At 31.2% G+C, this 6,908-nt stretch carries 9 protein-coding genes; 3 read left to right on the top strand and 6 right to left on the bottom strand.

What is annotated here, in order from left to right:
• Positions 1–134: 134 nt before the first annotated feature.
• From AC1RRU_RS09245 to AC1RRU_RS09235, 3 genes are read right to left on the bottom strand one after another with little or no spacing between them, the layout of a single operon-like run.
• A complete protein-coding gene (locus AC1RRU_RS09245; RefSeq protein ID WP_011275382.1) occupies positions 135–668 on the bottom strand; it encodes an acyl-CoA thioesterase in 534 nt (177 codons plus the stop codon).
• A gap of 32 nt (positions 669–700) precedes the next feature.
• On the bottom strand, positions 701–1,948 hold the full coding sequence (locus AC1RRU_RS09240) for an aminopeptidase (protein ID WP_011275381.1): 1,248 nt from the start codon (positions 1,946–1,948) through the stop codon (positions 701–703).
• A gap of 13 nt (positions 1,949–1,961) precedes the next feature.
• Complete coding sequence (locus AC1RRU_RS09235) at positions 1,962–2,171, bottom strand: DUF1128 domain-containing protein (RefSeq protein WP_011275380.1); 210 nt, start codon at positions 2,169–2,171, stop codon at positions 1,962–1,964.
• Between the two features lie 141 nt (positions 2,172–2,312).
• Here AC1RRU_RS09235 and AC1RRU_RS09230 point away from each other — a divergent pair, with 141 nt between their 5' ends.
• The 3 genes from AC1RRU_RS09230 (at position 2,313) to AC1RRU_RS09220 (ending at position 4,475) form a co-directional block, all read left to right on the top strand.
• Positions 2,313–2,777 carry a low molecular weight protein-tyrosine-phosphatase gene (locus AC1RRU_RS09230; protein ID WP_011275379.1) on the top strand — a complete coding sequence of 155 codons (465 nt, stop codon included), beginning with the start codon at positions 2,313–2,315 and terminating at the stop codon, positions 2,775–2,777.
• 5 nt (positions 2,778–2,782) lie between these two features.
• Complete coding sequence (locus AC1RRU_RS09225; RefSeq protein WP_011275378.1) at positions 2,783–3,067, top strand: YtxH domain-containing protein; 285 nt, start codon at positions 2,783–2,785, stop codon at positions 3,065–3,067.
• Positions 3,068–3,263: 196 nt separating this feature from the next.
• Positions 3,264–4,475 (top strand): YihY/virulence factor BrkB family protein, encoded by a 1,212-nt coding sequence (locus tag AC1RRU_RS09220; protein ID WP_011275377.1) that lies wholly within the window; start codon positions 3,264–3,266, stop codon positions 4,473–4,475.
• A 63-nt stretch (positions 4,476–4,538) separates the two neighbouring features.
• Here AC1RRU_RS09220 and vraR read toward each other — a convergent pair whose 3' ends face one another.
• Genes vraR through vraT form a run of 3 tightly spaced genes read right to left on the bottom strand, consistent with a single transcriptional unit; the run spans position 4,539 to position 6,902 of the window.
• The gene (vraR, locus tag AC1RRU_RS09215) at positions 4,539–5,168 is read right to left on the bottom strand and encodes a response regulator transcription factor VraR (RefSeq protein WP_011275376.1); all 630 of its coding nucleotides are present in this window, start codon (positions 5,166–5,168) and stop codon (positions 4,539–4,541) included.
• Positions 5,158–6,204, bottom strand: coding sequence for a sensor histidine kinase VraS (gene vraS, locus AC1RRU_RS09210; protein WP_011275375.1), 1,047 nt, complete (start codon positions 6,202–6,204; stop codon positions 5,158–5,160). The genes vraR and vraS overlap by 11 nt, the downstream gene beginning before the upstream one ends.
• Positions 6,201–6,902: a cell wall-active antibiotics response protein VraT gene (gene vraT, locus AC1RRU_RS09205; protein WP_011275374.1), complete on the bottom strand. Its 702-nt coding sequence runs from the start codon at positions 6,900–6,902 to the stop codon at positions 6,201–6,203. The genes vraS and vraT overlap by 4 nt, the downstream gene beginning before the upstream one ends.
• Between the last annotated feature and the right edge of the window lie 6 nt (positions 6,903–6,908).

Here is a 6,908-nt window from a genome sequence, read left to right as displayed (position 1 = left end):
AAATAAAGAAGCCAGTAAATGAATTTGTTAAAACTCATTTACTGGCTATTTCTCTAGGGTTTATGTCCCAGACTCTTAGTTCTGTTTTATGAGAATTATAATATACTAGTTACAACGTTTAACTTGTCCGTGATTTATAATTCTTCAATATGTTGTGCATTTGATAAAAATTCAATCGTATTTTTACTTTCTTCTCTTCTATCTTTTCTACGTTGTACACGCTTAGGCGCACTTTCATAGAACCATTTTTCAACTTTTGATTCCGGATAGACATCTGGTACTTGGACTGGCTTACCATTATCATCTAATGCAACAAAAGTTAAGAAACTTAAGGCTGCTAAATGTCTTTCTTTATTTAATACATCCTCAATAATTATTTGAACACAAACTTCCATTGAACTTGTACCTGCATAACTAACCATCGCTTCATAAGAAGTAATATCACCTGTTTTAATTGGTCTTAAAAAATCTACAGAATCAGTTGATGCTGTAACTACTTGGGCATTAGCATGTTTCATTGCAGTAATGGCTGCAATTTCATCTATGTTAGCCATCAATGAACCACCAAACATTGTGTGGTGATGATTGGTGTCTTGAGGAAATACTTGTTTAGCTTTATAACTTTTTGATTCAGACATTGATTTACGAATACCTTGAGAATTTGACATGCGTTATACCCCTTTTATTTTAATTTCTATTTTTATTGAGCCCAATTGCCGTTTTTAAACACTAATTCTTTAGTGTCATCCTGTTTAATTCCATAAATCGTTAAATCTGCACTTCCTATCATGAAGTCAACATGGACATTTGAATCATTAAGACCACTGGCAATTTTTTCTTCAGTCGTCATTTCAGTACCACCTTCAACATTAAAGCCATATGCCGAACCAATAGCTAAATGACATGATGCGTTTTCATCAAATAACGTGTTGTAGAAAATAGTATTACGATTTGAAATTGGAGAATCATCAGGTACTAAAGCGACTTCTCCTAGTCGCTTAGAACCCTCATCAGTATTGATCAAATCTCTAAGCATATCTTCGCCTTTGTCTGCTTTGAAATCTACGATTTGTCCATCTTTAAACGTTAATGTAAAGCCATCAATGATTGTACCATTATAACTTAATGGTAATTTATTTGTTACATATCCATTAACGTTGTTACGATCAGGAGCTGTAAAAACTTCTTCAGTTGGTAAATTAGCTATAAAAGCTTGTTGATTACCATTAACATAGCTCGTAGCATCTTCCCAAATATGTCCTTTAGGAAGTCCTACAACTAAGTCTGTTCCTTCGGATTGATAATGTAACGCTTTATAATTTTTTTCTTGCATCAATTTAGCATGTACACTTAAGTTTTCTATATGTTTTTTCCAATTTTCAATAGGATCGTTCCCATCAATTCTTACGATATCAAACACTTCATCAATAAACTTTTCTAATGCAATTTCTTCATCTAAATCTGGATAAACACGTCTAGCCCAATCTTTAGAAGGAAAAGCAGCAACAACCCATGGAAATCGATTCTTCTGACTTCCTTCCATATATCCTTTGAATGCTTGACTATAACTTATTTGATTGGCTTTGAGTTTTTCAGGGTCTATACCATTTAGCAAGTTTGGATCACCACTAAGTAAAGCTAAATTTGCAGCGCCACGATTAGCATAATCCATTCGTTCATCTACTTCATACGATTTAACTGCCTGATTTTCAAAGTAATCTACTGATTCATACTCAAATTTAAGTCTATTTAATTTAGAATCTGAATAATTTACTTTTACGTCTGAAGCTCCAGCTTTATATGATTCTTCAACAATTAAACGTGTTAAATCGATGGCATCAACTGAAGATCTAATAAAAACAGGTTGTTTAGGTTGTACATTCATACCTATTTTAACTAATAATTCTGCATACTGTTGTAATTTCTCGTTATAACTTAATGAAGTCATATCATCATCCTCCCTAATCTTGACGTAAGTTCCCCAACTCATCAGCAATTGCTGTAACTTCGCTTGGTGAAAAAGAATCTTTAGACATAACAAAATTATGAATTTCTTCTATATCTTGCTGATTAGCATTTTTAAATTTATCTGGATTTAACAAACCTTGATTAACAATATTTAATTTTTTTCTAATATCTGCAATCATTGTTTCATTATTATTTTGACTCACGTTATCACCTCTTTAATACAATATTCTATCAAAGTATGATAATTTAACAAACTTTTATCGGATATAGTATTATTATGTCTTTATAAAATTTTAAAATAACTATAAAATGGTTTATATAGGATTAAATAGGGGGAATAGAATATGGTAGATGTAGCATTTGTATGTCTAGGAAACATATGTCGCTCTCCTATGGCTGAAGCAATCATGCGTCAACGTTTGATAGATAGAAACATTTCAGGCGTTAACGTTTACTCAAAAGGAACAGGTAAATGGAACCTTGGAGAACCTCCCCATGAAGGGACTCAAGATATTCTTAATCGCCATAATATACCTTTTGATGGTATGATTAGTGAGTTATTTGAATCAAGTGATGATTTTGATTATATTATTGCTATGGATCAAAGCAATGTTGATAATATCCAAAACATCAATCCTAATATAAAAGGAAAATTGTTCAAATTGCTCGAATTTAGTAACATGGAAGAGAGTGATGTGCCAGATCCTTATTACACTAATAATTTTGAAGGTGTATATGAAATGGTACAATCATCTTGTGACAATCTAATTGATTTCATCGTCAAAGATGCAAATTTGAAAGAGGGGTAAATAAAATGGAAAACAAATTAATTCCTGGTATTTTAATTGGCGCTATTGTTGGTGGTGCTGCTACTTTAGCTGATAAATCAACACGTAACGCTTTAGTTCAATCTGTAAAAGATGTTAAAGAAGGTAATCGTTCACGCAAACCTTCTAAATTCAATTCTATTAAAGACGAAGTTTTATATTGGAAAGATACAATTGAAGAAATTCGTCGTAATAACCCAGAATTAGAAAAATCAATTAAAGATGCTAAAGATACTTTCGTTGAACGTAAGAATAACCGCATTGGTCAATAATTGATTGTTTATTTTAGCTAAATCTTTTTTTATAACTTTAGTTAAAATAGAAACTAACTGAAAGTGAAAAGTAAAATATTTTTGTTTTTCACTCATAGTAAGGCGGGACAATGAAATCTTTATTATATAACAGGTTTCTGTCCCGCTTATTTTACTATTTAAATTAATGTATGTGGTTAAAGCAAAGGAGATTGTTATGTCAAAAGAAAATAAATCAAACTCGAAGTATCTTAACTCTATTAAAGACGAGCAAGAGAAGAACCAAGATAAAATAAATGTTGATCGTACATATGTAGAGCCTCAAGAATTTCAATCTAAAGAACCAAAAAAAGACAATCAAGTCTTTTTCGTTTCACGGTTAAACAAACCAGCTAAGTATACAAAAAAATCTAATTTTCTTTCTTATTTAATTTATCGAATAGGCAAAGATGACGCTTCAGGTTTAGCAGCACAAATGACTTACCATTTTGTATTAGCTATGTTCCCAATGTTAATTTTCCTATTAACATTGTTACCATTATTTAACTTAGACCAAAGCCAAATCACCGGTTTATTAAGTAATGCACCTGCTGACACATCGAGTCTTATTAAAGGTGTAATTAGCGATGTTACTAAAAATTCTAGTGGCGGTTTACTTTCTATCGGGTTAATCTTAGCAATTTGGTCAGCTTCAAATGGTATGACTGCAATTATGAATTCATTCAATGTAGCTTATGATGTTGAAGATAATAGAAATGGTATTCTTTTAAAGATACTAAGTGTTATTTTCACAATTGTGTTAGGCGTCGTATTTTTAGTTGCGATGGCATTACCTACTATGGGGTCAGTTATTGCTCATTTCTTATTCGGTCCTCTTGGATTGGATAGTCAAGTTAAATGGATCTTTAGTTTAATAAGAGTTGTATTACCATTAATTATTATTTTGATTCTATTTACAATTCTATACTCAGTAGCTCCAAACGTTAAAACTAAACTAAAATCAGTATTACCAGGAGCTATATTTACATCAGTTATCTGGTTACTTGGGTCTTTCGCATTTGGTTTCTACATTTCAAATTTTGGAAACTACTCTAAGACTTATGGCAGTATCGCAGGTATTATTATCTTATTAATTTGGTTATATTTAACAAGTTTTATCATTATTATTGGTGCTGAAATTAATGCAATCATCCACCAAAGACATGTCATTAATGGACAAACTCCTGAAGAAGCAGCGCTCGACCATGATGATAATAACCAAAACCACTATAATGAAGATACTACTTATGAATATAAACATACAGCTACTGGCAAAGATGAAGACTATAAAGTCGATAAAGATCCTGAAGATAAACATGAAGAAGATGCTTCATTAACTGAGAAAATTAAAGATAAATTTACTAATAATGACGATGATAATAAAAAATAAGTGTTTAATGACTAATTAAATTAAAAAAAGGTTGAGGCATCGGTTTATTGCCTCAACCTTTTTTTATTGAATCAAATTATGTTGGAATGCATAAATTACGGCTTGTGTTCTATCTTGTACTTCTAATTTACTCAATATATTACTTACATGAGTTTTAACGGTTTTAATTGTAATATGAGAAGCACTCGCTATTTCTTGATTTGAATAACCTTTTGCAATTAATAATAAAATTTCCATTTCACGCTCAGTCAGCATTTCATATAATTCTGCACGTTTCTTCATTCTGTTACGCATCTTAACTAAAACTTCTGGTTCAAATACGGATTCACCATTAAAAGTTTTGCGTACTGCGTCGGCTATATCACTAGCACTAGTCGTTTTTAAAATATAGCTATCTACACCAGCATCTAATGCTCTATATACCTCTTTATCTTCAATAAAACTAGTTAACATTACAACTTTAATATGTGGCAAATCTTTTTTGATTTGAGTAGTTGCTTCAACGCCATCCATATCATCCATTAATAAATCCATAAGAATTAAATCAGGTTTTAATTCATGAGCTTTTGCAATGGCATCTTTACCAGATTCCCCTTCTCCAACTATCTCAATGTCAGATTGTGTTGATAGATAACTTGATATCCCAATTCGAACCATTTCATGGTCATCAACGAACAAAACTTTAATCGTCATTATTATCATCCTCCCTATTTAATGGTGCTTTAACTTCTATTCTCGTTCCAGAATCCGGTAACGAAACAATATGGAATGTCGCACCAATTTCTAATGCGCGTTCTCTCATATTTTTTAATCCATAACTTTGTTCTAATTTCTCGTCAACATTGAATCCCTTACCATTATCTTGAATTCGAAGTAATAGATAATCTTGTTGGTTAAATAATTCCACTGTGACTTTAGTTCCATTAGAATGTCTTAACGTATTTGATATAGCCTCTTGTGTAATTCTAAATAAATGATCTTCTATACCTTTAGGAACCTTGAAATCTTGAATATCGTGTATGACTTTCATAGGCACTTTCTTTTGCAAATCAATAACTAAATCTTTGATACCTTCACCTAGTGATTTATCTTTTAGTCCTAAAGGTCTCAAATGAAGTAATAATGCGCGCATTTCAAGTTGAGATTCCTGAACCATTTTCTCTAAAACTGGTATTTGTTGATCAAGCGGTGCCTCTAATTTTGTTTCTTTTATAGCAGATAACATCATACTTGCTGCAAAAAGTTGTTGACTTACAGAGTCATGTAACTCGCGAGCTAATCTCTGTCGTTCATTCTCAATGATTTTCTTAACTTTGACATCATTCATATTGTAATTTTCATTAGTTAAGTTTTGCGTTTTCATTCGTAAACGGTGCAACTCTTGATTTAGAGGAACTAATGTTTGATAAAGATCTATGGTTTCGTTATAGAGCTCAATGTTTTGATCATTGATACCTACTGTTTCTCCTTCAATGGCATGCTCAATTTGCGACTTAATCCACTGATTTTGTTGATTAATTTTATATGCGAGAATTGAACCTACTATAATACAAAGTAAAATGATGACTAAATTTAAAAATAGAAAAACAGGTATCCCAAAAATTTGAGTATAAAACATACCTTGGAAATAGATAATATTAACAAATACTTTATCTATAAATAAGAACGCGGTTAACATGCTATAAACTAGTATAAGCATTGAACCGATAGCTCTTAAGTAGTGGTTCATCGGTAAATCACCTCAACATCTCCTATGAATGTTGAAACATAAACATTGACATTATAATTCTCTTCTTTAGGCTTCTCTTCAACTTGGATATGATTATTTTCAACTTTATAAGATTGGCCATTTAAATAAGCATTTCCATATAGAGCAGCCATGTGTAAATTAATATTATAATTCAATGGTACCACTAACTGAATTTTCCCTAAAATATGTCTTACTACTATTGTATTATTCTCTTTAATATTTGCAGCTTTTGTCATATCGATGTGTATATCACCAACACCATGTTGAATTTGTACATCTTCCCATTTATAAACATATACTGGTGTGCGTTGCTCTCCAAACCACTTTTGTTTAATAAATTGAGGTGATGTAACTTCATCTTCTGAAGCAATCACTTTTAAAGGTTTAAACTTAAAAATGAGATATCTAATGATTACGATAACTAGAAAGACAAATAATATTATGATGGTATATTTATTCGACAATAAAGTAAATGCTATAAGCAATGCACCTATCCAAAACGCTAAGAGACCCCTTACTTTATGAAAGTAAAGGTAGCCTACATAAACTAATATACATCCTAAAAGTAATACAAATAGGTAGCCTATTTTCTCAAAAAAGATGTAATAAAAATTGGCAATAATCATTAATGCCGTAAATATGATTAATAACTCTGTCGATATATATTTTCGAGTCAATGTGTC

The organism is Staphylococcus sp. GW821-FHT11H10 (assembly GCF_058807855.1).
This window is presented reverse-complemented; position numbering and strand designations above follow the sequence as displayed.